The organism is Salmonella sp. 741265116_PST (assembly GCF_046567715.1).
Lineage (GTDB): Bacteria > Pseudomonadota > Gammaproteobacteria > Enterobacterales > Enterobacteriaceae > Salmonella > Salmonella enterica.
Genome location: NZ_JBKFPH010000001.1, coordinates 203,944 through 227,949, shown reverse-complemented (window position 1 = coordinate 227,949; position 24,006 = coordinate 203,944). Strand labels below are relative to the sequence as shown.

Below are 24,006 nucleotides of genomic sequence, written 5' to 3'. Positions count from 1 at the left end.
AACGGCAGCAGCATACCATGAGTTAACCGGACATCACATCGCAGGCTGATGCCCGGTTTAAGACAGGATTAGCGCAGCAATAGATAAATGTTCTCGTTGCCGCGTACTACCTGAAGAGCAATGATGGACGGTTTTGCCGCCATCACTTTGCGCATTTCGGCGATAGAACTGATGCGATCGCGGTTAACGCCGATGATAACATCATCTTTTTGCAAACCGGCCTGCGCGGCAGGACTGCTTTTTTCGACGCTATCAATCTTAACGCCTTTCGCCCCGCCTTTCAGTTGGCCGTCGCTCAACGTCGCGCCTTGCAACGCCGGGGCGATCATTTCGGCGCTGGCGGAAGAGGAGGTATTAGAATCCAGCGTGACTTCCACCTCCAGCGGCTTACCATCGCGCAGCAGGCCCAGCTTCACTTTCGTGCCCGGTTCGGTGGTGGCGATACGCGAACGCAGTTCGGCAAAGCTATTCAGCGGCTTACCGTTAAGACTGATAATCACGTCTCCGGATTTCACTCCGGCCTTCGCCGAACCTGAATTGGGTAAAACCTCGCTGACAAAAGCGCCACGCTGAACGTTCAGTTTGAATGCCTTAGCGATATCAGCGGTCATTTCAGTGCCTTTAATTCCCAGCAATCCGCGTTTGATTTCGCCGAACTGAATTAACTGCTGCGCCAGCGTCTGCGCCATATTGGAAGGAATAGCAAAGCCAATGCCGATGCTCCCGCCCCCTGGCGCGAGGATTGCGGTATTAATCCCGATCAGCTCGCCGTTCAGGTTAAGCAGCGCGCCGCCGGAGTTGCCGCGGTTAATAGAGGCATCGGTTTGAATAAAGTTCTCAAGCCCTTCCAGATTAAGCCCGCTGCGTCCCAGCGCTGAAATAATTCCGGAGGTGGCGGTTTGCCCAAGGCCAAACGGATTACCGACCGCCACGGCGAAATCGCCGACGCGGAGTTTGTCGGAATCGGCGATGGCAATTTGCGTTAACTGGCTGGGATTCTGAATTTGTAACAGGGCGATATCGCTCTGGTCGTCGCCGCCGATCAGCTTCGCGTCGAATTCGCGTCCGTCATTCAGTTGAATGCTGATCTTCTGTGCCTGATTAATCACATGATTATTGGTTAATACATAGCCTTTTGCGGCATCGATAATCACCCCCGAACCGAGTCCTTCAAACGGCTGGGACGGCTGGTCTGGCAGATCCTCGCCAAAGAATTTTTTAAACTCCTCCGGCACTTTTTGGCTCTGGGCGGCGGTTCCCTCGACTTTTACGCTGACGACAGCAGGCAGCACTTTCTCCAGCATAGGGGCAAGGCTTGGCAGCGCCGCCTGGCCTGGCACCTGGCCTGGTATCGATGCAAGGGCTGGAAACGGCGCCGAAAGAGTTAACCCGACACTTAACGCTAATGCACTTAACAGCTGGGTGTGTTTTTTCATGGATGCTGCTCTCGTACCTTGAATGAACGGATAGACAATTCAAAACAGATTGATGTTATTGAATTTTCAGCCTGGTAACAATGATAATAGCTGGGACAGGAAAGATAGAGAGAGGGCGCAAGCGATGCGCCCGATAAATTTCTTAACGGCGTGCGATTAATCGCGCTTTGCGCCGCTACGTAACAGGCCAGACGCGCCTTCAGAATAATCACGTGGCATTTGTACTGGCGCCTGATCGTTGCTCGCCTCAGACTCCGCCAGACGGTTACGGAACGGATTCGACTCCGCAGACATTTCCGGCAGCAGGCTGCTGGAGCTTTTCGCCATATGCTGATACAGCTGGCGGTAATCATGCGCCATGGTATCCAGCAGTTCCGCGCTGCGGGCAAAGTGGCTAACCAGCTCTTCACGGTACTCTTCCAGCTCAGCTTTGTTTTTTTCCAGTTCGTACTGCAATGCCTGCTGTTGACGTAACTTACGATTACCAAAACGCATGGCCACGGCACCAATGATGATACCGACGACTAATCCAATTAGCGCATATTCCCAGGTCATGAACATCTCCCGTTGTCTTATGTTTCCGTAGGGTGTTGGCTCCAGGCTCCATGCCCGCGCCTGATTATGCCACTATAACCGCTAATTTCGTAGAAGTGGAATCCCGACAGCATATCGCGTAGTGTAGAACGGCCTTTTTTTCGTCAGCCGTGAACGACGGCACATCGATTTTCAAGGAATAACAATAACATTATGCAAAGCCTTTCCCCTACATCGCGTTATCTCCAGGCACTCAACGAAGGCACCCATCAGCCTGACGACGTACAGAAAGAGGCGGTCGACCGTCTGGAAACCCTTTATCAAGCGCTCACCGCGAAAAAATCGTCGGCTACGCCACCCGGCGGTCTGATAGCGCGACTGGGGAAATTATTAGGCAAAAACGAACCGGACGCGCAAATACCGGTTCGCGGGCTGTATATGTGGGGGGGCGTGGGGCGCGGCAAAACCTGGCTCATGGATCTCTTCTACCACAGCCTGCCGGGCAAGCGAAAACTACGCCTGCATTTTCATCGGTTTATGCTGCGCGTGCATGAAGAGCTTACCGCGTTACAGGGACAGATCGATCCGTTAGACATTATTGCCGATCGGTTTAAAACCGAGACGGACGTACTGTGTTTCGATGAGTTTTTCGTCACCGATATTAGCGACGCCATGCTGCTGGGCGGTTTAATGAAAGCGCTGTTTGCACGCGGCATTACGCTGGTCGCGACCTCCAATATTCCGCCGGATGAACTCTACCGCAACGGTTTGCAACGCGCCCGCTTCCTGCCGGCTATCGATGCCATTAAACAGCACTGCGACATTATGAATGTGGACGCAGGCGTCGATTACCGACTGCGGACGCTGACGCAGGCCCATTTATGGCTAACGCCGCTTAATGATGAAACCCGGCGGCAAATGGATAAACTGTGGCTGGCGTTAGCGGGGGCCGCGCGCGAGCACGCTCCGACGCTGGAAATCAATCATCGCCCTTTATCCACCCTGGGCGTTGAAAACCAAACGTTAGCGGTCTCTTTCGCTACGCTGTGCGTCGAGGCCCGCAGCCAGCATGATTACATTGCGCTCTCAAGGTTATTTCACACGGTTCTGCTGTTTGACGTGCCGGTCATGACGCCGCTGATGGAGAACGAAGCGCGCCGCTTTATTGCACTGGTGGATGAGTTTTACGAGCGCCACGTTAAGCTGGTGGTCAGCGCCGCCGCGCCGTTATATGAAATTTATCAGGGGGAGCGGCTCAAGTTTGAATTTCAGCGCTGTCTGTCACGCCTGCAAGAGATGCAGAGTGCGGAGTACCTCAAGCGGGAGCATATGCCGTAAGCCGGACAAGCGCAGCGCCCCGGCATTGTGCGGTATTATATCTGTGCAACCTCCCCGACCGAGGGTGAACCAGGCCTGAACAAAACCCGCGGCAAATCGCAAAAAGGGGTCGATCTTTGACCTGGACTTCTCTATAATCCTGCGACCCCACGTTACAAGAGAGTTTTTTCCCAAACTTTCTCTGTGCCGGCCAAACATATCCGAGGGGGTAGGTTTACCGGACTTTGTCGTGTGAACCTCAACTATTTAAAACGTTTGGGTGTTCACCAACGTGTAACTTATTTATTTGGGTAAGCTTTTAATGAAAACTTTTACAGCTAAACCAGAAACCGTAAAACGCGACTGGTATGTTGTTGACGCGACCGGTAAAACTCTGGGCCGTCTGGCTACTGAACTGGCTCGTCGCCTGCGCGGTAAGCACAAAGCGGAATACACTCCGCACGTAGATACCGGTGATTACATCATCGTTCTGAACGCTGACAAAGTTGCTGTAACCGGCAACAAGCGTACTGACAAAGTGTACTATCACCACACCGGCCACATCGGTGGTATCAAACAAGCGACCTTTGAAGAGATGATTGCCCGCCGTCCTGAGCGTGTGATTGAAATCGCGGTTAAAGGCATGCTGCCAAAAGGCCCGCTGGGTCGTGCTATGTTCCGTAAACTGAAAGTTTACGCGGGCAACGAGCACAACCACGCGGCACAGCAACCGCAAGTTCTTGACATCTAATCGGGATTATAGGCAATGGCTGAAAATCAATACTACGGCACTGGTCGCCGCAAAAGTTCCGCAGCTCGCGTGTTCATCAAACCGGGCAACGGTAAAATCGTTATCAACCAACGTTCTCTGGAACAGTACTTCGGTCGTGAAACTGCCCGCATGGTAGTTCGTCAGCCGCTGGAACTGGTCGACATGGTTGAGAAACTGGATCTGTACATCACTGTTAAAGGTGGTGGTATCTCTGGTCAGGCTGGTGCGATCCGTCACGGTATCACCCGCGCTCTGATGGAGTACGACGAGTCCCTGCGTGGCGAACTGCGTAAAGCTGGCTTCGTTACTCGTGACGCTCGTCAGGTTGAACGTAAGAAAGTCGGCCTGCGTAAAGCACGTCGTCGTCCGCAGTTCTCCAAACGTTAATGGGTTTCTGCTTCGGCAGACAACTGTTAGCGAAAAACCCGCTTCGGCGGGTTTTTTTATGGCTAAAGTCCGAATCCAGTCTCTTTTCCTCCCTATCTTTAGCATTATTCTCATCTTATTCATTTTTCATGCACGCTCAGAGAAAAGGAAGTCACAGTGGGATTTTTTAACTCATTGTTTACTAAGAAAGAGTCGTTAATGCTGTCGAATAAATGGGAATTCTTTATAACAACGGTGGATGACCATGTTACGGGTATACGTGTGGATATCGGCGCCATTCAGGATGAAAAATTTGATCGCCTTATCCATACCGGGTTCTTACGTGTTCATTACACCAACTGTTATGAAAATGGTTTACCGCAGCCCGATGAAACACAGAGTTTAAATCGTATAGAGGACTGGCTTGATGAAAAGGGGAAGACGTTTCCGATCTGGCTGGTGGGTGTGGTTACCCAACAAGGCTGGCGCGATTTTGTGTTCATGTCGGAAGAGGATCTTAACTGGGAAAAGACGCTGGATAAATTGCTCGCTGGTGGCCCGGAAATCTCTTTTAGTTATAGAGAGAGTCACAATGATAAAGGAAACTTTTACCGCCAGTTCTTGTATCCAACCCGATACGACTGGAACTGGATACACGATTCCCGTGTGTGCCGGGGATTACAGGAACAAGGTGATGATCTGACGCTTCCGCGCGCTATTGATTATTATGCGACATTGCCTACAGAGGTCGCAGCGCGCGACCTGGCGCAAGATATTGCTGCATTACCGTATGGCATAACGCTGGTCAGTATTCGAATGAATGACCCGCAACAGGGGTTTATGGCGTCTTTTATCAGCACCGATGCTCCGCAACAATGGCATATGACAGAAATCACTTGCCAGCTTACCGATCTGGCTGAAAAACATGGCGGCAGTTTTGATGGCTGGGGCGCACCGGTAGTACAGGCATAACAGGCGAAAGACAATATCTCAGGTGGGGCGAGCATTTCAGACCAGGAATATCTCTTTTTCCCCAATTCCAGAATCGACTCACCACAAAGGTCACAAAATCTGGTAAACTATCATCCAATTTTCTGCCCAAATAGCGGGGAATGTTCATTTTTTGTCTCGTTTCTGAGCAATGATGGCTTTTTTCGCCCTGGGTGACATAACATCTGGCTGGTCACATTGTGGCTGGTAGCAGTAAAAATTCTGAATATACCTGGAGGTTTTCATGGCTGTCGCTGCCAACAAACGTTCGGTAATGACGCTGTTTTCTGGTCCTACTGACATCTATAGCCATCAGGTCCGCATTGTGCTGGCTGAAAAGGGTGTTAGTTTTGAGATCGAACATGTGGAAAAGGACAATCCACCTCAGGATCTGATTGACCTCAACCCGAATCAAAGCGTTCCGACACTGGTGGATCGTGAGCTGACCCTGTGGGAATCTCGCATCATTATGGAATATCTGGATGAGCGTTTCCCTCATCCGCCGCTGATGCCGGTTTATCCGGTCGCGCGCGGTGAAAGCCGTCTGTACATGCACCGTATTGAAAAAGACTGGTATACGCTGATGAACGTCATCGTAAACGGGTCTGCTTCCGAGGCCGACTCTGCGCGTAAACAACTGCGTGAAGAGCTGCTGGCGATTGCGCCGGTATTTGGTCAGAAACCGTATTTCCTGAGCGACGAATTCAGCCTGGTTGATTGCTACCTGGCGCCTCTTCTGTGGCGTTTACCGCAGTTGGGTATTGAATTCAGCGGTGCAGGGGCGAAAGAGCTGAAAGGCTATATGACCCGCGTCTTTGAACGTGATTCTTTCCTGGCTTCTTTAACCGAAGCTGAACGTGAAATGCGCCTCGGTCGGGGTTAACCTGTATGGATTTGTCACAGTTGACGCCGCGTCGTCCTTATCTGTTGCGTGCTTTCTACGAGTGGTTGCTGGATAACCAGTTGACCCCGCATCTGGTGGTGGATGTGATGTTGCCTGGCGTGCATGTCCCTATGGAATATGCGCGCGATGGGCAAATCGTCCTTAATATTGCGCCGCGGGCGGTAGGTAATCTGGAGCTGTCTAATGATGAAGTGCGTTTTAATGCGCGCTTCGGCGGCGTTCCCCGTCAGGTTTCTGTGCCTTTGGCTGCGGTGCTGGCGATTTACGCCCGTGAAAACGGCGCAGGCACCATGTTTGAGCCTGAAGCCGCCTATGATGAAGACGTTGTCAGCTTAAATGATGATGACAATACCGCAGGCGCGGAAAGCGAGACCGTGATGTCCGTCATTGATGGCGATAAGCCCGACCACGATGACGACAGTAGTCCTGATGACGAGCCGCCTCCGCCGCGTGGCGGACGTCCGGCGCTGCGCGTAGTAAAATAATCAACAGGCCCTGAAGGGCCTGTTTTGTTTGGTCTCCTCGCGGGTTCACCCTGCTTTTGAAGCTGTGTTACGATAAGTTTGCTATTATTTGCCACCGACCACTCATGAATGGACGTTATGAACGCATTTGATTCGCAAGCAGAAGATTCTCCGACATCCCTCGGGCGTAGTTTGCGCCGCCGTCCGCTGGCGCGTAAAAAACTGTCTGAAATGGTTGAGGAGGAGCTGGAGCAGATGATCCGCCGTCATGAGTTTGGCGAGGGAGAACAGCTACCGTCTGAACGTGAATTAATGGCCTTCTTCAATGTGGGACGTCCCTCCGTGCGTGAAGCGTTAGCTGCGCTGAAGCGTAAAGGTCTGGTGCAAATCAATAACGGCGAACGCGCCCGCGTCTCGCGCCCCTCTGCTGATACCATCATCAGCGAACTGTCGGGTATGGCGAAAGATTTTCTTACTCATCCTGGCGGCATCGCTCACTTTGAACAGCTACGGCTTTTCTTTGAATCCAGCCTGGTGCGCTATGCGGCGGAACATGCCACCGACGAGCAGATCGCGTTGTTAACGAAAGCGCTGGAAATTAATAGCCAGTCGCTGGATGACAACGCGCTGTTTATTCGTTCGGATGTCGAGTTTCACCGGGTGCTGGCTGAAATTCCCGGCAATCCGATCTTTATGGCTATTCATGTTGCTCTGCTGGACTGGCTAATCGCCGCTCGCCCAAGCGTTCCCGATCGTGAGCTGCATGAACATAATAACGTGAGTTATCAACAGCATATTGTGATTGTTGATGCTATTCGCCAGCGAGATCCCGATAAAGCGGATCGCGCTCTGCAAACCCACCTCAATAGCGTTTCCGCTACCTGGCACGCGCTCGGTAAAAAAAGTCAAAAAATGCGGTAGCGATCGCACCTCCGATCCCAGTTTAGTGAAGCAGATCGCACTATAAGCGTTCTGTATTATTTGCTGCTTATTTGATCTGGTATAACAGGTATAAAGGTAGGTAGTTAATATATTCATCATCCGTAGAGGTAGGTATGGCAAAAGCATTGCAAGGCGTAATGGCGGCGTTGTTGACCCCATTTGATCATCAGCAGCAACTGGATAGCGAAAGCCTGCGCCGTCTGGTGCGTTTTAACATCGGGCAGGGTATCGACGGGCTGTACGTTGGCGGTTCCACCGGGGAAGCATTCGTACAGAACCTTGCTGAAAGAGAGCAAGTACTGGAGATTGTCGCCGAAGAGGCGAAGGGAAAAATCACGTTGATCGCCCATGTCGGGACGGTAAGCACCGCAGAAAGCCAGCAGCTTGCCAGCGCCGCAAAGCGTTACGGTTTTGATGCGGTCTCTGCGGTGACGCCTTTTTATTACCCTTTCAGTTTTGAAGAGCACTGTGACCATTATCGGGCAATCATTGATTCCGCAGATGGATTGCCGATGGTGGTATACAACATTCCGGCGTTAAGCGGCGTAAAACTTACCCTCGATCAGATCAATACGCTGGTGACATTACCGGGCGTGAGCGCGCTGAAGCAAACCTCTGGCGATCTCTTCCAGATGGAGCAGATCCGCCGCGCGCATCCGGATCTGGTGCTGTACAACGGTTATGACGAAATCTTCGCTTCCGGCCTGCTGGCGGGCGCGGACGGCGGTATCGGCAGCACATACAACATTATGGGCTGGCGTTATCAGGGGATTGTGCAGGCATTACGTGAGGGCGATGTGGCGAAAGCGCAGCGTCTGCAAACCGAGTGCAATAAGGTTATTGATTTACTGATTAAAACCGGCGTATTCCGCGGCCTGAAAACGGTCCTGCATTATATGGACGTGGTATCGGTGCCGCTGTGTCGTAAACCGTTCGCGCCTGTTGATGAAAAATACTTGCCGGAGCTCAAGGCGCTGGCTCAACAACTGATGGAAGAAAAGGCGTAACAGCATAATGCCGGGGGCGCTACGCTTGCCCGGCCTACAACAGTGCGAACAGTAGGCCGGATAAGGCGGAGCCGCCATTCGGCATAACGACAACAAAAATCGTCGGGAGAGTAAAATGAGTACTTCTACCCAGAACATCCCGTGGTATCGCCATCTCAACCGGGCGCAGTGGCGGGCATTTTCCGCTGCCTGGCTGGGATATCTGCTTGATGGTTTTGATTTTGTGTTGATTGCTCTTGTACTGACTGAGGTACAAAGCGAATTTGGGCTGACGACGGTACAGGCGGCAAGCCTGATTTCTGCAGCTTTTATCTCTCGCTGGTTCGGCGGGTTATTACTGGGCGCGATGGGCGATCGCTATGGGCGTCGTCTGGCGATGGTCAGCAGCATCATTCTGTTTTCGGTGGGAACCCTGGCCTGCGGGTTTGCGCCCGGTTACACCACCATGTTCATCGCCCGACTGGTGATTGGTATGGGCATGGCGGGCGAATATGGTTCCAGCGCGACCTATGTGATTGAAAGCTGGCCAAAACATTTACGCAATAAAGCCAGCGGTTTTTTGATTTCCGGCTTCTCCGTCGGCGCGGTCGTTGCCGCGCAGGTGTACAGCCTGGTGGTGCCTGTCTGGGGCTGGCGCGCGCTGTTTTTCATTGGCATCTTGCCAATTATCTTCGCCCTCTGGCTGCGGAAAAACATTCCGGAAGCGGAAGACTGGAAAGAGAAACACGCGGGTAAAGCGCCGGTACGCACGATGGTCGACATTCTTTATCGGGGCGAACATCGCATCATCAACATTTTAATGACCTTCGCCGCCGCCGCTGCGCTGTGGTTCTGCTTTGCCGGTAACCTACAAAATGCTGCGATTGTGGCGGGGCTGGGACTACTGTGCGCGGTTATCTTTATCAGTTTTATGGTGCAGAGCAGCGGTAAACGCTGGCCCACTGGCGTCATGCTGATGCTGGTGGTACTGTTTGCTTTCCTCTATTCCTGGCCGATTCAGGCGCTATTACCTACTTATCTGAAAACCGAGCTGGCCTACGATCCGCATACGGTGGCGAATGTCCTGTTCTTTAGCGGATTTGGCGCGGCGGTTGGTTGCTGCGTAGGCGGTTTTCTTGGCGACTGGTTGGGAACCCGTAAAGCCTATGTCTGTAGCCTGCTGGCCTCGCAAATCCTCATTATTCCGGTCTTTGCGATTGGCGGCACAAACGTCTGGGTTCTGGGTCTGCTACTGTTTTTCCAACAGATGTTGGGGCAGGGGATTGCCGGGATTCTGCCGAAACTGATCGGCGGTTACTTCGATACCGATCAGCGCGCGGCGGGGCTGGGCTTTACTTATAACGTCGGCGCGCTCGGCGGCGCGCTGGCGCCGATCCTGGGAGCGCTGATCGCTCAACGTCTGGATTTGGGCACTGCGTTGGCATCGCTCTCTTTCAGCCTGACGTTTGTCGTGATCCTGCTTATTGGGCTTGATATGCCGTCTCGCGTACAGCGTTGGCTACGTCCGGAAGCGTTACGCACCCACGATGCTATCGACGACAAACCGTTCAGCGGAGCCGTACCGCTTGGCAGTGGTAAAGGTGCCTTTGTAAAAACGAAAAGTTAATCCGCTTGCCCGGTTTTAAACCGGGCAATATTTGTAAGGGAGTAGTATGTCGTTACTTGAACAACTGGATAAAAATATTGCCGCTTCTGGCGGCCTGATTGTCTCCTGCCAGCCCGTTCCGGGCAGTCCGCTGGATAAGCCGGAGATTGTAGCGGCAATGGCGTGGGCGGCGGAACAGGCGGGCGCGGTTGCGGTGCGTATTGAAGGCATAGACAACCTGCGTGTGGCCCGCTCGCTCGTTTCGGTACCCATTATCGGCATTATCAAACGCGATCTGGATGAGTCTCCAGTGCGCATTACCCCTTTTCTCGACGATGTAGATGCGCTGGCGCAGGCCGGCGCAAATATTATCGCCGTTGATGGAACCGCTCGGCAACGGCCGGTAGCCGTTGAGGCGTTGTTGGCGCGCATTCATCACCACCATCTACTGGCGATGGCCGACTGCTCATCCGTGGACGATGGTCTTGCCTGCCAACGGATAGGCGCGGACATTATCGGCACGACAATGTCCGGCTACACCACCTCCGATACGCCGGAGGACCCCGATCTGCCCTTAGTCAAAGCGTTGCATGACGCCGGATGCCGGGTAATAGCCGAAGGGCGCTATAACTCGCCAGCACTGGCGGCGGAGGCGATCCGCTATGGCGCATGGGCGGTGACGGTGGGGTCCGCCATTACCCGTCTGGAACATATCTGTGGATGGTATAACGACGCATTAAAAAAGGCGGCGTCATGACTACGTTAGCAATCGATATTGGCGGTACTAAACTTGCCGCCGCGCTCATCGACAAAAACTTGCGCATTAGCCAGCGTCGCGAGCTGCCGACCCCCGCAAGCAAAACGCCGGATGCGTTACGTGAAGCATTAAAGGCGCTGGTTGAACCACTACGGGCAGAGGCGCGTCAGGTAGCGATAGCTTCTACCGGGATCATTCAGGAAGGGATGTTGCTGGCGCTAAACCCCCATAATCTGGGCGGCTTGCTACACTTTCCGTTAGTACAAACACTGGAAACGATCGCAGGTCTGCCGACGCTGGCGGTGAACGACGCGCAGGCGGCGGCCTGGGCGGAGTATCACGCGCTCCCTGATGATATCCGCGATATGGTATTTATCACCGTTTCAACAGGCGTTGGCGGCGGCGTTGTCTGCGACGGCAAGCTCCTTACCGGAAAAGGCGGTCTGGCCGGGCACCTGGGACACACCCTGGCGGACCCACACGGGCCCGTATGCGGCTGTGGACGCGTTGGCTGTGTAGAGGCCATCGCCTCCGGACGAGGGATGGCCGCGGCGGCGCGGGACGATCTGGCGGGATGCGACGCCAAAACCCTGTTTATTCGCGCTGGCGAAGGTCATCGGCAGGCGCGACATCTGGTAAGCCAATCCGCGCAGGTAATAGCGCGGATGATCGCCGATGTGAAAGCGATTACCAACTGCCAGTGTGTGGTTATTGGCGGCAGCGTAGGGTTAGCTGAGGGATACCTGGAGCAGGTTCGCGCGTTTTTGATGCAAGAGCCTGCGCCTTATCACGTGGCACTGAGCGCCGCTCACTATCGGCATGACGCAGGATTATTAGGCGCTGCTTTGTTAGCTCAAGGAGACACATTATGATGATGGGGGAAGTACAGTCGTTGCCTTCTTGCGGGTTGCATCCGCGACTGCTGGATGCCTTGACTCTCGCGCTGGCGGCAAGGCCGCAGGAGAAAGCGCCGGGGCGCTATGAATTGCAGGGCGACAATATCTTTATGAATGTAATGCAGTTAACGACGCAAATGCCGGCAGAGAAGAAAGCGGAATTGCATGAACAATACATTGATATTCAGCTACTACTAACCGGCGTCGAGCGTATTGCGTTTGGGATGTCCGGTGCCGCTCGCCAGTGCGAGGAGATGCATGTTGACGAGGATTACCAGCTTTGTAGTCAAATTGCCGACGAGCAGACTATTACGCTGCAAGCGGGGACGTTTGCTGTGTTTATGCCGGGAGAACCGCATAAACCGGGATGTGCAGTGGGTGAGCCGGATGACATCAAGAAAGTGGTAGTGAAAGTACGCGCCAGTCTGCTGGTGGCCTGAATCTCTTGCCGGAACAGTCTTCCGAACGCAGCCCCTTACGGGCTGCGTGGCGAATGTGCCGGAGAGCGCGGGTATGACGGGTTAACGCTTAAACGTCACGGCTTCCGGCTGGGTCAGGTGCAGCGTCGTCTGGCTCGGCACCGTCTCGGCAATTACCCGCCCGTGGCGAATCGAGTAACGGGCAGGCGTCTGGCGACGTACCGCATCGAATCCATTCTCAGCGGGTAAGATAACCAGATTCGCGGCATTGCCGACACTCAGACCGTAGTCCTGTAAATGCAGGGTTTTTGCGCTGTGGGTAGTGATCAGATTTAACCCATCGTTGATTTGCCCATACCCCATCAACTGGCAAACGTGTAACCCCATATGCAGCACCTGCAGCATATTTGCCGTGCCTAATGGATACCACGGGTCGAAGACGTCATCATGGCCAAAGCAGACGTTGATCCCCGCTTCCAGCATCTCTTTCACTCGCGTGACGCCACGACGTTTCGGGTAAGTGTCAAACCGTCCTTGCAGATGAATATTCACCAGCGGGTTGGCGACGAAGTTAATCCCCGACATTTTCAACAGGCGGAACAGGCGTGACGCATACGCGCCGTTGTACGAGTGCATAGCCGTGGTGTGGCTGGCGGTCACGCGCGCCCCCATGCCATCGCGATGCGCCAGCGCCGCGACCGTTTCGACAAAGCGAGACTGCTCGTCATCAATTTCGTCGCAGTGCACATCGATCAAGCGATCGTATTTCTGCGCCAGGGCGAAGATTTTGTGCAGCGATTCAACGCCATATTCCCGCGTGAACTCAAAGTGCGGAATAGCGCCAATAACGTCAGCGCCCAAACGCACGGCTTCCTCTAACAGCGCTTCACCGTTGGGATAAGACAGAATGCCTTCTTGCGGAAAGGCGACAATTTGCAGGTCTACCCACGGCGCAACCTCTTGCTTCACTTCCAGCATGGCTTTCAGCGCGGTGAGCGTAGGATCTGAAACGTCAACGTGAGTACGAACGTACTGGATGCCGTTAGCCATCTGCCATTTCAGGGTCTGCATCGCGCGCGCTTTCACATCTTCATGCGTGAGCATTGCTTTACGTTCTGCCCAGCGCTCAATCCCTTCAAACAGTGTGCCGGACTGGTTCCAGTTCGGTTCACCCGCCGTTTGCGTGGTATCCAGGTGGATATGTGGCTCAACAAACGGTGGAATAGCCAGATCGCCTTCGGCATCAAGCACTTCGCCCTGCGGTAACGATGCGGCTTCCTGAGGCTCAATCCGGCTAAAGCGCCCGTTTTCAATCGTAATCTGCCATAATCCTTCGTGTCCCTGCAGACGCGCCTGACGAATGGTGATGTTATTGTTCTGCATGGCTGACCTCTGGTGATTTAGCAAGGCTGCGGTTGAAAAGTGGATTCAGCAGGATATAGCTGAAGACGCCGCCGAGTACGGCGTTGACGGGCACAATACCAGGAACATAATGTCCGGCGGCGATGCCCAGTGCGACAGAAAGAATAGCAATCCAGTTAACGGGAATAAAGCGCACGGTGTTGAAGTCGGCATAGCGGCGGCGGTTCAACAGATAGTCGGCAATAATCACTCCGCCAATCGGTGGGATGGCAGATGACAGGAACGTCAGCCAGCCGACAAAATTATTGTAAAGCCACAGCGCGCACACGGTACCGATAATCCCGTTCACCACCGACAGCGTACGGCTGGAAAGACCGGTAATATTGGCGAAGCCCAGACCCGATGCGTACAGCGCGTTATCGTTGGTGGTCCAGATATTCAGGCCAAGCACCACAATCGCGGGCAGCAGCAGCCCCTGCGCTATCATCACGTCAGAGATATCCGCCTGACCGACGGCGGCAGCGCCTGCCGCGCCAAAGATAAACATCAGCGAGTTGCCGAGGAAAAAAGCGACCATCGCAATCAGTACGGCGCTTTTGGCATGACGCCCGAAGCGGACGAAGTCGGCGGTCAATGTACCGGCGCTGACAAACGATCCCACCACCAGCGCCAGCGCGCTGGAAAAATCCAGCGGCGTCTGCGGCGCTATCGTTTTTAAATGCTCCAGCCCACCCACGCCGCTGACCGCCAGCCAGACGGAGTAGCTGCCCAGAATAACGATCGCGGGTACGGCAATGATAGACAAAATGGTCAACGCCGAGATGCCGAAAAAAATGGTCAGGGTCATCAGCAGACCCGAAACGGCAATCAGAATATTGGCATCAATGCCCGTCGCTTTACTGACCGGAATAGCGAACATCGCTACGCCAACGCCAAACCAGCCCACTTGAGTACCGCCTAGCAGCAGCGAGGGAAGCCATGAGCCTTTAACGCCAAAGGAGTAACGTGCAAGGAGGTGGGTGGAGAGTCCGGTTTTTGCGCCGATGTAACCAAGAAATGCAGTGTAGATACCGAGGAGGAGATTACCGAAGAGAACTGCGAGGAAGAAATCGTGATAGGTAAGACCGGTGCCGAGTGTCCCTCCGGTCCACATACTGGCGGAAAAAAACGTTAAACCCAACATGACAAATGTCAGTGGAATCACGCCCTTCCGCGCCGCCAGAGGGACGGGGCCCTGGCTATAATTGTTGTCCTGCGACACAACGCCTCCATGAATTTTGCCCAAAAAATCCGCCGCATAATATACAGTTCTCAGAATAAAGCAAACGTTTTCGTATGATATTTTTTTTGATAATTATTCATGGTATTAATGGTTCGCTAGTTTCTCTCCGTTGTCAGTGAACCACCGCGTGTGAGTTGAGTTTCCAGCATGGTTTGCGAACGAATAAGTTCGTCTGTGAGTAATTTTTCGTCGGGCAACTGCACTTTGTACTCGCTCGCCATGATGGTGTTTGGCAGGCCAGTCAGCGCGTAATGCGCTTCCCCCGCGCCTTTCCCTGCGCACAAAACCAGGCCGACTGGCGGGTTTTCTCCGGGCATTGTCCAGTGCTCTTTGGCATAGTTCAGGTACATATTCATCTGCCCGGCATCCGCATAACCGAATTTGCCTACCTTCAGGTCAACGAGCAACAGGCAGCGCAAGCGACGATGGAAGAACAGCAGATCGACGCGGAACCAGCTATCGTCTATGCGTAGTCGGCGTTGGCGGCCAACAAAAGCAAAATCGTCACCGAGCTCCAGCATAAAGTCCATCAGGTGGCTGAGCAGCGCGTCTTCGAGATCTGATTCGGAATACTCGTCCTTCAGGTTAAGAAATTCCAGAATGAACGGGTCGCGTATGGCTTGCTCCGGCAAAACGTTTGGCTCGGCGGGTGCAGGCTGCTGCAACATGGCGGATTTGTCGTGGGACAGTAGTGTTCGTTCGTAAAATTGAGTGGCGATTTGCCGATCGAGCTGCCGTACGGACCAGCCGTTACGTAGCGTCTCTTTCTCGTAAAAAGTGCGGGCATCGGGATTTTTTACCGACAAGAGGCGGACATACGCCGACCAGGGGAGTGGGAAAGATTTAGCCAGTTGCGCCAAATGGAGAGATTCTCCAGACACTGTCTGGAGAATCTCAATTTTTTGAAAATAAAGATAAAACTTTTTAAATTGCCATAGATTACTGGCAGAAAAACCTCGTTTATATCTTTGGCTTAAATCCTGTGATAAACGATCAATTAGCTGTTCACCATAAGCAGCTCTGGCTTCACCGCCTTGTTCAAATTCGACAATGCGTCGGCCCATTTCCCAGTAGGTGGCAGTCATAATGGCATTGATGCTGCGCACGGTCTCGGTACGTGCCGTATCGACCAGACGAATAATGCCGTCATGGATTTGCTGATATTCATCAGACTGTGGCGCTAAAGTTGGATTCGTCATGTCATCCCTTACGTGATAGTTTCATTGTGAAATTAGAACGCTATCAATACGCTTCAGGCGTAAACGGATCAATCCATGAACGGATTTTACATGGCATTACATCTCGATTTACGAGCGGGTTTCCAGAACCGGCAGGAGAGATATTGAGGAGAGGAATATCGGCTCCCCAGCCATCAGCACAAGGCATCAACCGGGGAGCCGGAAGGGTTACACTTCGAGGTAGTTCATAATCCCGTCAGCCGCCTTACGGCCTTCGGCAATCGCCGTCACCACCAGATCGGAACCGCGCACGATGTCGCCACCGGCGAAGATTTTCGGGTTGCTGGTCTGGAAAGCATTATCGCTGCGTTCCGGCGCGATAATTCGTCCCTGCGAGTCCAGCTCCACGCTGTGTTTCGCCAGCCATTCCATGCTGTGTGGACGAAAACCAAATGCCATCACCACCGCATCAGCCGGAACCACATGCTCGGAACCGGCGACGATCTCCGCCCGCCGACGGCCTTTGGCATCCGGTTCGCCCATTTCAGTGCGCACCATTTTTACGCCGCTCACTTTGCCGTTGGCATTGACTTCAATGCCCAGCGGTTGAACGTTAAACTGAAATTCGACACCTTCCTCGCGCGCGTTCTTCACTTCGCGTCTGGAGCCCGGCATGTTCTCTTCATCACGACGATAAGCACAGGTGACGTGCGTTGCGCCCTGACGGATGGAGGTACGTACGCAGTCCATTGCGGTATCGCCGCCGCCCAGCACCACCACGCGTTTGCCTTCCATGCTGACATATGGTTCGTCGCTGGTTTCGCCAAACCCCATGATCTGCTTCGTATTGGCAATCAGGAACGGTAGAGCGTCGAATACGCCGTCCGCATTTTCATTTTCCAGCCCGCCGCGCATCGACTGATAGGTGCCGACGCCAAGGAATACCGCGTCGTACTCTTTCAACAGCTCGTCAAGTTCCACGTCGCGGCCCACTTCAACATTGAGTTTGAACTCAATACCCATGCCGGTGAAGATCTCGCGACGGCGGGTCATCACCTCTTTTTCCAGTTTGAAAGCTGGAATACCGAAGGTCAGCAGGCCGCCGATTTCCGGATGGCGATCAAAGACTACCGCCTTCACGCCGTTGCGGGTCAGCACGTCGGCGCACGCCAGCCCTGCCGGACCTGCGCCGATAATCGCGACGCGCTTGTCCGTCTGACGCACGCCGGTCATATCCGGGCGCCAGCCCATCTCAAACGCTTTATCGTTGATATAGCGCTCAATGTTACCTATGGTCACCGCGCCGAACTCATCGTGCAGCGTACAGGAGCCTTCGCACAGGCGGTCCTGCGGGCAGACGCGGCCACACACTTCCGGCAGGGTGTTAGTCTGGTGCGATAGCTCAGCCGCCTCAAAAATACGCCCTTCGTTAGCCAGTTTCAGCCAGTTCGGGATGTAGTTATGTACCGGACATTTCCACTCGCAGTAGGGGTTACCGCAGGACAAACAGCGATCCGCCTGGGCTTTCGCCTGACCTTCAGAAAACGGTTCGTAGATTTCAACAAATTCGATCTTACGGATCTTCAGCGGTTTCTTCGGCGGATCAACGCGCTGCAGGTCGATAAATTGATAAACATTCTGGCTCATTTCAATTCCTTACTGCGCCTGCACGCGCAATTCTGCCGCACTACGACTACGGTGGCCCAACAGGGCTTTGACATCGCTGGACTTGGGCTTCACTAACGCGAATTGGGTTGAGAAGCTTGACCACCTGGACAGGATCTCTTCGCCGCGTTGCGAACCAGTATGTTGCACGTGCTCGGTGATCAGACCGCGCAGATGCTCTTCGTGGATAGCCAGCGAATCAACGTCCAGTACTTCTACCAGTTCCGGGTTCACGCGTTTACGGAATTCGCCATCTTCGTCCAGCACATAGGCGAAGCCGCCGGTCATGCCCGCGCCGAAGTTAACGCCGGTTTTACCCAGCACGCAGACGATGCCGCCGGTCATGTATTCACAGCCGTTGTCGCCGATGCCCTCTACTACGGTAATCGCCCCGGAGTTACGCACGCCGAAACGTTCGCCCGCGCGGCCCGCCGCGTACAGACGGCCACCGGTGGCTCCATACAGGCAGGTGTTGCCGATAATGCTGGCCTTATGACTGAGGAAGGCGGAACCTACCGGTGGTCTGATGGCGATCAAACCGCCTGCCATACCTTTACCGACATAGTCGTTGGCATCGCCAGTCAGATATAACTCCACGCCGCCCGCGTTCCACACGCCAAAGCTCTGGCCTGCGGTACCGCTGAAGTGCGCTTTAATCGGATCGGAAGCCAGCCCCTGATCGCCGTGGGTCTGTGCGATGTAGCCGGAAAGCGACGCGCCGACGGAACGATCGGTGTTGCGGATGTCGAACCAGAAGGTTTTGCTCTGGCGCGCATCGACAAACGGCTTCGCCTGCTGCAACAGTTGCGCATTCAGCACACCGTTATCAAACGGCGGGTTATTCTCGGTGCAGTACAGCGCTTTACCCGGATGAGGTTCAGCGGTTTCCAGTAGACGAGACAGCGCCAGCTTCTGCTGTTTAGCGGTGAAGCCCTCCAGCTCTTTCAGCAGGTCGGTGCGGCCAATCAAATCCACCAGGCGGGTCACGCCAAGCGAAGCCATCAGCTCGCGCACTTCGCGGGCGATAAATTCAAAGTAGTTGGTTACTTTGAACGGCAGGCCGTGATAGTGGTTCTTACGCAGTTTTTCATCCTGCGTCGCCACGCCGGTTGCGCAGTTGTTCAGATGGCAAATGCGCAGGTATTTACAGCCCAGCGCCACCATCGGGCCGGTGCCGAAGCCGAAACTTTCCGCACCGAGAATCGCCGCTTTAATGATGTCGACGCCGGTTTTCAGACCGCCGTCCACCTGCAAACGAATCTTGTGACGCAGACCGTTGGCGACCAGCGCCTGCTGGGTTTCAACAAGTCCGAGTTCCCACGGACAGCCCGCATATTTCACCGAAGAGAGCGGGCTGGCGCCGGTACCGCCGTCGTAGCCGGCGATAGTGATCAGATCCGCATAGGCTTTCGCCACGCCGGTCGCGATGGTGCCGACGCCCGGTTCGGACACCAGCTTCACGGAGATCATTGCCTTCGGGTTGACCTGCTTGAGATCGAAAATGAGCTGCGCTAAGTCCTCGATAGAGTAGATATCGTGGTGCGGCGGCGGGGAGATCAGCGTCACGCCCGGCACTGAATAACGCAGTTTAGCGATATACGGAGTGACTTTATCCCCCGGCAACTGACCGCCTTCGCCCGGTTTCGCGCCCTGCGCGACTTTAATCTGAATCACATCGGCATTGACCAGGTAGGCCGGCGTCACGCCAAAGCGACCAGAGGCCACCTGTTTGATACGCGACACTTTATTGGTGCCGTAGCGCGCAGGGTCTTCACCGCCTTCGCCGGAGTTGGAGTTGCCGCCGAGGCTGTTCATCGCTTCCGCCAGCGCTTCGTGCGCTTCCGGACTTAATGCGCCAATAGACATGGCTGCGGTATCAAAGCGTTTAAACAGCTCACTGGCGGGCTCAACCTCGTCGATAGTCACCGCCTCGCCGTCTGGATGTATCGCCAGCAGATCGCGCAGCGTTGCCGCCGGACGCTCATTGACCAGTTTGGCGTATTCCTGATAATCGCTGTACTCGCCGCTCTGTACCGCCTGTTGCAGGGTACGCACGACATCCGGGTTATAGGCGTGATATTCGCCGCCGTGGACGTACTTCAGCAGGCCGCCCGGGCTAATGGGTTTGCGCGCCAGCCAGGCGCGTTTGGAGAGATTCAGCAGATCCTGCTGGAAGTCATCAAAGCTCGCGCCGCCGATACGGCTGACCACGCCCTGGAAGCACAGGTTTACCACATCATCGTGCAGCCCAACCGCTTCAAACAGTTTGGAGCAACGGTAAGAGGCAATGGTCGAAATGCCCATTTTGGACATAATCTTGTACAGCCCCTTGTTGATGCCGTTACGGTAGTTCTGCATCACGGTACGGTAGTTTTTAGCGATGGCCTGGGTATCAATCAGACGCCCCAGCGTTTCGTAGGCCAGGTACGGATAGATGGCCGTTGCGCCAAAGCCGAGCAGTACCGCAAAGTGATGCGGATCGCGGGCGCTTCCGGTTTCTACGATGATGTTAGCGTCGCAGCGCAGGCTTTGTTCTACCAGACGCGTTTGCACCGCGCCCACCGCCATCGGCGCGGGGACCGGCAAGCGATTCTTACCGATATTGCGATCCGAGAGGACCAGCAGCACGGTGCCGTTACGCACCATCTGTTCCGCTTTATCGCACAGCGCCTTAACCGTCGCGTCCAGTGTGGTTTCGGTGACATCAAAGGTAATATCAAGCCAGTCGGCGCGGTAGTGATGCTCGCTCATGGTGGTGAGCTGTTTGAAATCGGAGTACAGCAGAATTGGCGATTTAAAACTCAGGCGATGGGCCTGACCTTCCGCTTCGCAGAAGACGTTCATTTCGCGACCGATGCTGGTGGCGAGCGACATGACGTGCGCTTCACGCAGCGGGTCGATAGGCGGGTTAGTGACCTGCGCGAACTGCTGGCGGAAGTAGTCGTAAATAATACGCGGCTGGCTGGAGAGCACGGCAAAGGGGGTGTCGTCGCCCATTGAGCCGACGGCTTCCTGGCCGTTTTCGCCCAACACGCGGATAACCGAGTCCAGCTCTTCGGCGCTGTAGTTAAACTGTTTCTGATAGCTGGCGAGCAGGTCATCGTCCAGTTCGCGGCTACCGACTTCTTCATCTGGCAACTCTTCAAACGGCACCAGACGGCGAACATTCTTTTCCATCCACGCTTTATATGGATGGCGGCTTTTCAGATCGTCATCGGTTTCCGCGGAATGCAGAATACGTCCGCCGCGGGTGTCGATCACCATCAGTTCGCCTGGGCCGACGCGGCCTTTCTCGACCACTTCATCCGGCTGATAGTCCCAGATACCGACTTCGGAGGCGCAGGTAATCAGCTTGTCTTTGGTAATGACATAGCGTGCCGGGCGCAGGCCGTTACGGTCAAGGTTACAGGCGGCGAAGCGCCCGTCGGACATCACGATGCCTGCCGGACCGTCCCACGGCTCCATATGCATGGAGTTAAAGTCAAAGAAGGCGCGCAGATCCTGGTCCATATCGGGGTTGTTCTGCCAGGCGGGCGGCACCAACAGGCGCATGGCGCGGATGATGTCCATCCCGCCTGCCAGCAGCAGTTCCAGCATGTTGTCCAGCGAGCTGGAATCCGAACCGGTTTCGTTAACAAACGGCGCAGCGGACTGTAAATCCGGGATCAGCGGCGTCTGGAATTTATAGGTACGGGCGCGCGCCCACTGGCGGTTGCCGGTGATGGTGTTAATCTCGCCATTATGCGCCAGGTAGCGGAACGGCTGCGCCAGCGGCCAACGCGGCACGGTGTTAGTGGAAAAGCGCTGGTGGAACAGGCAGATGGCCGATTCCAGACGCAGATCCGCAAGATCCAGGTAGAAGCGCGGCAGATCCGCCGGCATACACAGACCTTTATAAATGTTGACCAGGTTCGACAGGCTGCATACGTAGAAATCTTTGTCGTTCTGCAGGCGTTTTTCAATGCGTCGGCGGGCGATAAACAGACGGCGCTCCATATCACGCGGACGCCAGCCTGCCGGAGCGTTGACAAAAATCTGCTCAATACGCGGCAGAGAGGAGAGGGCGATTTCACCGAGCACGCCTTCATTGGTTGGCACATCGCGCCAGCCGACAATCGACAGGGTTTCCTGCTGTAATTCTTCTTCGACAATATGGCGTGACGCGGCGGCCAGTTCAGGATCTTTATTCAAAAAGATCATCCCGACGGCGTAGTTTTTGGCTAAGCGCCAGCCGCGCTCTTCGGCCACGATGCGGAAGAAACGGTCAGGTTTTTGTAACAGCAAGCCGCAACCGTCGCCGGTTTTACCGTCGGCAAGGATCGCGCCACGGTGCTGCATCCGGGCCAGCGCGTGTATGGCGGTACGCACTACCTTGTGACTAGGTTCGCCTTCTATGTGGGCGATCAGGCCGAAACCACAGTTATCCTTCTCAAGGGATTTATCGTACAACATATCAGTGAACCTCCCCAGGCTCTACGGGACGCTCTCCCAACCGACGGCGCGCGGGCACAGCAAGAGCATGGCGACGGGGCTGGCGCATCATACGCTTACCTCGCATTCGCCCTCTTTGTGTCCTTTGCGCATTGATAAATACGGTTAAGAGGGAATCTCAATTACTGCATAAATATGATGAGCAGACGGCTCATCCAGAAAGCTTCCAGCGGATCCCCAACTTATCGGGAATCCACACCCAGGTCAAATGGCAAACTGATTTATGCAAAAGTGTGCTGTAGCACAGATAACTTTTTGAATCTGTTGAAATTAAAAGGTTTTTTATAGAAGAGCTGCTAATACGGAGCGACAGAAAGCCTGTGATCTGTCTCACTATAAGAGCCGCTCGCCAGGCGTTATCTGACCTTGCTTTTTCAAAAATCTTAGCATTTTATGCTGTTTTGAGAGTGAACAGTATTGAATGATACTGTTTTTATTGATGGCCCTGCAGACGCTGAAAAAAGAGGGGAATATCAGGAAAAATCATCAGCGGGATTATGAATGAAATGTCGTTTATTTTGCTTGATTATGCAACTGATAAAAGCCTTCCGGGACGATTGATCCAGGTCATCGCCAAAGGAGACTAAAAATGGCAGGCTTTGGCCTCTTTTTAAGAGGCGGTCTATCAGATTATGCAGTTACAGAAATTAGTCAATATGTTTGGTGGGGATCTTTTACGTCGGTATGGGCAAAAGGTTCATAAGCTGACGCTTCATGGCGGTTTTAGCTGCCCTAATCGCGACGGCACCATCGGGCGTGGCGGTTGCACCTTCTGTAATGTCGCCTCTTTTGCCGATGAGGCGCAGCAGCATCATTCGATTGCCGAGCAGCTTGCGCATCAGGCGCATCTGGTGAACCGCGCTAAACGCTATCTGGCCTATTTCCAGGCCTACACCAGCACCTTTGCAGAAGTGCAGGTGCTGCGTTCCATGTATCAACAGGCAGTCAGCCAGGCCAGTATCGTCGGGTTATGCGTCGGTACGCGTCCGGATTGCGTCCCGCAGGCAGTAGTAGATTTACTGTGTGAATATAAAGATCAAGGCTACGAGGTGTGGCTGGAACTGGGATTGCAAACCGCGCACGATAAAACCCTGCACCGAATTAACCGCGGGCATGACTTCGCCTGCTATCAGCGTACCACCCGGATTGCCCGGGAGCGCGGGCTGAAAGTGTGCGCGCATCTGATTGTGGGGCTGCCGGGCGAAGGCCAGAGTGAATGCTTGCAAACGCTGCAACGCGTGGTCGAGACCGGCGTGGACGGTATTAAACTGCATCCGCTGCATATTGTGAAAGGCAGTACGATGGCCAAAGCCTGGGAAGCGGGGCGGCTGAACGGCATCGAACTGGACGACTACACGCTAACGGCAGGTGAGATGATTCGTCATACGCCGCCGGAGGTGATTTATCACCGGATTTCAGCCAGCGCTCGCCGTCCGACGCTGCTTGCCCCGCTGTGGTGCGAGAATCGCTGGACGGGGATGGTTGAGCTGGACAGATACCTGAATGAGCATGGCGTGCAGGGCTCTGCGCTGGCCCGTCCCTGGATACCACCTATAGCGTAGCGTGATGAGGGGCGCTACGCATATTTCGCACAATATTCAACGCGGTTCCCATAATTGGGTATTATGTGCGAAGTTGC

The 24,006-nt window shown here is 54.3% G+C and carries 20 protein-coding genes; 13 read left to right on the top strand and 7 right to left on the bottom strand.

From position 1 onward, the window contains the following. Positions 1 to 68 precede the first annotated feature (68 nt). Together degQ and zapG are read right to left on the bottom strand one after the other, a co-directional pair. Positions 69 to 1,436 (bottom strand): serine endoprotease DegQ, encoded by a 1,368-nt coding sequence (gene degQ / locus ACLD11_RS01120; protein ID WP_411011369.1) that lies wholly within the window; start codon positions 1,434 to 1,436, stop codon positions 69 to 71. Positions 1,437 to 1,592: 156 nt separating this feature from the next. Further along, a complete protein-coding gene (gene zapG / locus ACLD11_RS01115) occupies positions 1,593 to 1,991 on the bottom strand; it encodes a Z-ring associated protein ZapG (protein WP_001519074.1) in 399 nt (132 codons plus the stop codon). A 192-nt stretch (positions 1,992 to 2,183) separates the two neighbouring features. Here zapG and zapE point away from each other — a divergent pair, with 192 nt between their 5' ends. From zapE to nanQ, 12 genes are all read left to right on the top strand, one after another. Beyond that, a complete protein-coding gene (gene zapE / locus ACLD11_RS01110; protein ID WP_411014422.1) occupies positions 2,184 to 3,308 on the top strand; it encodes a cell division protein ZapE in 1,125 nt (374 codons plus the stop codon). 301 nt (positions 3,309 to 3,609) lie between these two features. Further along, the gene (gene rplM, locus ACLD11_RS01105) at positions 3,610 to 4,038 is read left to right on the top strand and encodes a 50S ribosomal protein L13 (protein ID WP_000847559.1); all 429 of its coding nucleotides are present in this window, start codon (positions 3,610 to 3,612) and stop codon (positions 4,036 to 4,038) included. Positions 4,039 to 4,053: 15 nt separating this feature from the next. Beyond that, positions 4,054 to 4,446, top strand: coding sequence for a 30S ribosomal protein S9 (gene rpsI, locus ACLD11_RS01100; protein WP_000829815.1), 393 nt, complete (start codon positions 4,054 to 4,056; stop codon positions 4,444 to 4,446). A 198-nt stretch (positions 4,447 to 4,644) separates the two neighbouring features. Beyond that, positions 4,645 to 5,397 carry a DUF695 domain-containing protein gene (locus ACLD11_RS01095; RefSeq protein ID WP_001739021.1) on the top strand — a complete coding sequence of 251 codons (753 nt, stop codon included), beginning with the start codon at positions 4,645 to 4,647 and terminating at the stop codon, positions 5,395 to 5,397. 262 nt (positions 5,398 to 5,659) lie between these two features. Next, positions 5,660 to 6,298: a stringent starvation protein SspA gene (sspA, locus tag ACLD11_RS01090; protein WP_000257298.1), complete on the top strand. Its 639-nt coding sequence runs from the start codon at positions 5,660 to 5,662 to the stop codon at positions 6,296 to 6,298. 5 nt (positions 6,299 to 6,303) lie between these two features. Next, the gene (gene sspB / locus ACLD11_RS01085; RefSeq protein WP_000366112.1) at positions 6,304 to 6,804 is read left to right on the top strand and encodes a ClpXP protease specificity-enhancing factor; all 501 of its coding nucleotides are present in this window, start codon (positions 6,304 to 6,306) and stop codon (positions 6,802 to 6,804) included. 108 nt (positions 6,805 to 6,912) lie between these two features. Continuing rightward, positions 6,913 to 7,704, top strand: coding sequence for a transcriptional regulator NanR (nanR, locus tag ACLD11_RS01080; protein ID WP_000382926.1), 792 nt, complete (start codon positions 6,913 to 6,915; stop codon positions 7,702 to 7,704). A gap of 134 nt (positions 7,705 to 7,838) precedes the next feature. After that, positions 7,839 to 8,732 (top strand): N-acetylneuraminate lyase, encoded by an 894-nt coding sequence (gene nanA / locus ACLD11_RS01075; RefSeq protein ID WP_183059350.1) that lies wholly within the window; start codon positions 7,839 to 7,841, stop codon positions 8,730 to 8,732. A gap of 115 nt (positions 8,733 to 8,847) precedes the next feature. After that, on the top strand, positions 8,848 to 10,338 hold the full coding sequence (gene nanT / locus ACLD11_RS01070; protein WP_000108071.1) for a sialic acid transporter NanT: 1,491 nt from the start codon (positions 8,848 to 8,850) through the stop codon (positions 10,336 to 10,338). Positions 10,339 to 10,384: 46 nt separating this feature from the next. Further along, positions 10,385 to 11,074, top strand: a complete 690-nt coding sequence (locus tag ACLD11_RS01065) for an N-acetylmannosamine-6-phosphate 2-epimerase (protein WP_411014421.1) — start codon at positions 10,385 to 10,387, stop codon at positions 11,072 to 11,074. Further along, the gene (gene nanK, locus ACLD11_RS01060; RefSeq protein WP_411014420.1) at positions 11,071 to 11,946 is read left to right on the top strand and encodes an N-acetylmannosamine kinase; all 876 of its coding nucleotides are present in this window, start codon (positions 11,071 to 11,073) and stop codon (positions 11,944 to 11,946) included. The genes ACLD11_RS01065 and nanK overlap by 4 nt, the downstream gene beginning before the upstream one ends. After that, a complete protein-coding gene (gene nanQ, locus ACLD11_RS01055; protein ID WP_411014419.1) occupies positions 11,943 to 12,410 on the top strand; it encodes an N-acetylneuraminate anomerase in 468 nt (155 codons plus the stop codon). The genes nanK and nanQ overlap by 4 nt, the downstream gene beginning before the upstream one ends. Before the next feature lie 81 nt (positions 12,411 to 12,491). Here nanQ and ACLD11_RS01050 read toward each other — a convergent pair whose 3' ends face one another. The 5 genes from ACLD11_RS01050 to gltB all read right to left on the bottom strand — a co-directional run bounded on the left by ACLD11_RS01050 (position 12,492) and on the right by gltB (position 22,328). Next, positions 12,492 to 13,772, bottom strand: coding sequence for a cytosine deaminase (locus tag ACLD11_RS01050; RefSeq protein WP_411014418.1), 1,281 nt, complete (start codon positions 13,770 to 13,772; stop codon positions 12,492 to 12,494). After that, the gene (gene codB / locus ACLD11_RS01045) at positions 13,759 to 15,012 is read right to left on the bottom strand and encodes a cytosine permease (protein ID WP_023228165.1); all 1,254 of its coding nucleotides are present in this window, start codon (positions 15,010 to 15,012) and stop codon (positions 13,759 to 13,761) included. Before codB ends, ACLD11_RS01050 begins: the two co-directional genes overlap by 14 nt. 116 nt (positions 15,013 to 15,128) lie before the next feature. Next, complete coding sequence (locus ACLD11_RS01040; RefSeq protein ID WP_411014417.1) at positions 15,129 to 16,232, bottom strand: PDDEXK nuclease domain-containing protein; 1,104 nt, start codon at positions 16,230 to 16,232, stop codon at positions 15,129 to 15,131. A gap of 207 nt (positions 16,233 to 16,439) precedes the next feature. After that, the gene (gene gltD / locus ACLD11_RS01035) at positions 16,440 to 17,858 is read right to left on the bottom strand and encodes a glutamate synthase subunit GltD (protein WP_411014416.1); all 1,419 of its coding nucleotides are present in this window, start codon (positions 17,856 to 17,858) and stop codon (positions 16,440 to 16,442) included. A 9-nt stretch (positions 17,859 to 17,867) separates the two neighbouring features. After that, complete coding sequence (gene gltB, locus ACLD11_RS01030) at positions 17,868 to 22,328, bottom strand: glutamate synthase large subunit (RefSeq protein WP_023165834.1); 4,461 nt, start codon at positions 22,326 to 22,328, stop codon at positions 17,868 to 17,870. Between the two features lie 671 nt (positions 22,329 to 22,999). Here gltB and ACLD11_RS01025 point away from each other — a divergent pair. Next, the gene (locus ACLD11_RS01025) at positions 23,000 to 23,929 is read left to right on the top strand and encodes a TIGR01212 family radical SAM protein (RefSeq protein ID WP_115178801.1); all 930 of its coding nucleotides are present in this window, start codon (positions 23,000 to 23,002) and stop codon (positions 23,927 to 23,929) included. The last annotated feature ends 77 nt before the right edge of the window (positions 23,930 to 24,006 follow it).

What these genes read in the sequence shown, in the direction of transcription:
- degQ (WP_411011369.1), bottom strand. Translation starts at nt 1,436, where the DNA reads ATGAAAAAACACACCCAGCTGTTAAGTGCATTAGCGTTAAGTGTCGGG.
- zapG (WP_001519074.1), bottom strand. Translation starts at nt 1,991, where the DNA reads ATGACCTGGGAATATGCGCTAATTGGATTAGTCGTCGGTATCATCATT.
- zapE (WP_411014422.1), top strand. Translation starts at nt 2,184, where the DNA reads ATGCAAAGCCTTTCCCCTACATCGCGTTATCTCCAGGCACTCAACGAA.
- rplM (WP_000847559.1), top strand. Translation starts at nt 3,610, where the DNA reads ATGAAAACTTTTACAGCTAAACCAGAAACCGTAAAACGCGACTGGTAT.
- rpsI (WP_000829815.1), top strand. Translation starts at nt 4,054, where the DNA reads ATGGCTGAAAATCAATACTACGGCACTGGTCGCCGCAAAAGTTCCGCA.
- ACLD11_RS01095 (WP_001739021.1), top strand. Translation starts at nt 4,645, where the DNA reads ATGCTGTCGAATAAATGGGAATTCTTTATAACAACGGTGGATGACCAT.
- sspA (WP_000257298.1), top strand. Translation starts at nt 5,660, where the DNA reads ATGGCTGTCGCTGCCAACAAACGTTCGGTAATGACGCTGTTTTCTGGT.
- sspB (WP_000366112.1), top strand. Translation starts at nt 6,304, where the DNA reads ATGGATTTGTCACAGTTGACGCCGCGTCGTCCTTATCTGTTGCGTGCT.
- nanR (WP_000382926.1), top strand. Translation starts at nt 6,913, where the DNA reads ATGGACGTTATGAACGCATTTGATTCGCAAGCAGAAGATTCTCCGACA.
- nanA (WP_183059350.1), top strand. Translation starts at nt 7,839, where the DNA reads ATGGCAAAAGCATTGCAAGGCGTAATGGCGGCGTTGTTGACCCCATTT.
- nanT (WP_000108071.1), top strand. Translation starts at nt 8,848, where the DNA reads ATGAGTACTTCTACCCAGAACATCCCGTGGTATCGCCATCTCAACCGG.
- ACLD11_RS01065 (WP_411014421.1), top strand. Translation starts at nt 10,385, where the DNA reads ATGTCGTTACTTGAACAACTGGATAAAAATATTGCCGCTTCTGGCGGC.
- nanK (WP_411014420.1), top strand. Translation starts at nt 11,071, where the DNA reads ATGACTACGTTAGCAATCGATATTGGCGGTACTAAACTTGCCGCCGCG.
- nanQ (WP_411014419.1), top strand. Translation starts at nt 11,943, where the DNA reads ATGATGATGGGGGAAGTACAGTCGTTGCCTTCTTGCGGGTTGCATCCG.
- ACLD11_RS01050 (WP_411014418.1), bottom strand. Translation starts at nt 13,772, where the DNA reads ATGCAGAACAATAACATCACCATTCGTCAGGCGCGTCTGCAGGGACAC.
- ACLD11_RS01040 (WP_411014417.1), bottom strand. Translation starts at nt 16,232, where the DNA reads ATGACGAATCCAACTTTAGCGCCACAGTCTGATGAATATCAGCAAATC.
- gltD (WP_411014416.1), bottom strand. Translation starts at nt 17,858, where the DNA reads ATGAGCCAGAATGTTTATCAATTTATCGACCTGCAGCGCGTTGATCCG.
- gltB (WP_023165834.1), bottom strand. Translation starts at nt 22,328, where the DNA reads ATGTTGTACGATAAATCCCTTGAGAAGGATAACTGTGGTTTCGGCCTG.
- ACLD11_RS01025 (WP_115178801.1), top strand. Translation starts at nt 23,000, where the DNA reads ATGCAGTTACAGAAATTAGTCAATATGTTTGGTGGGGATCTTTTACGT.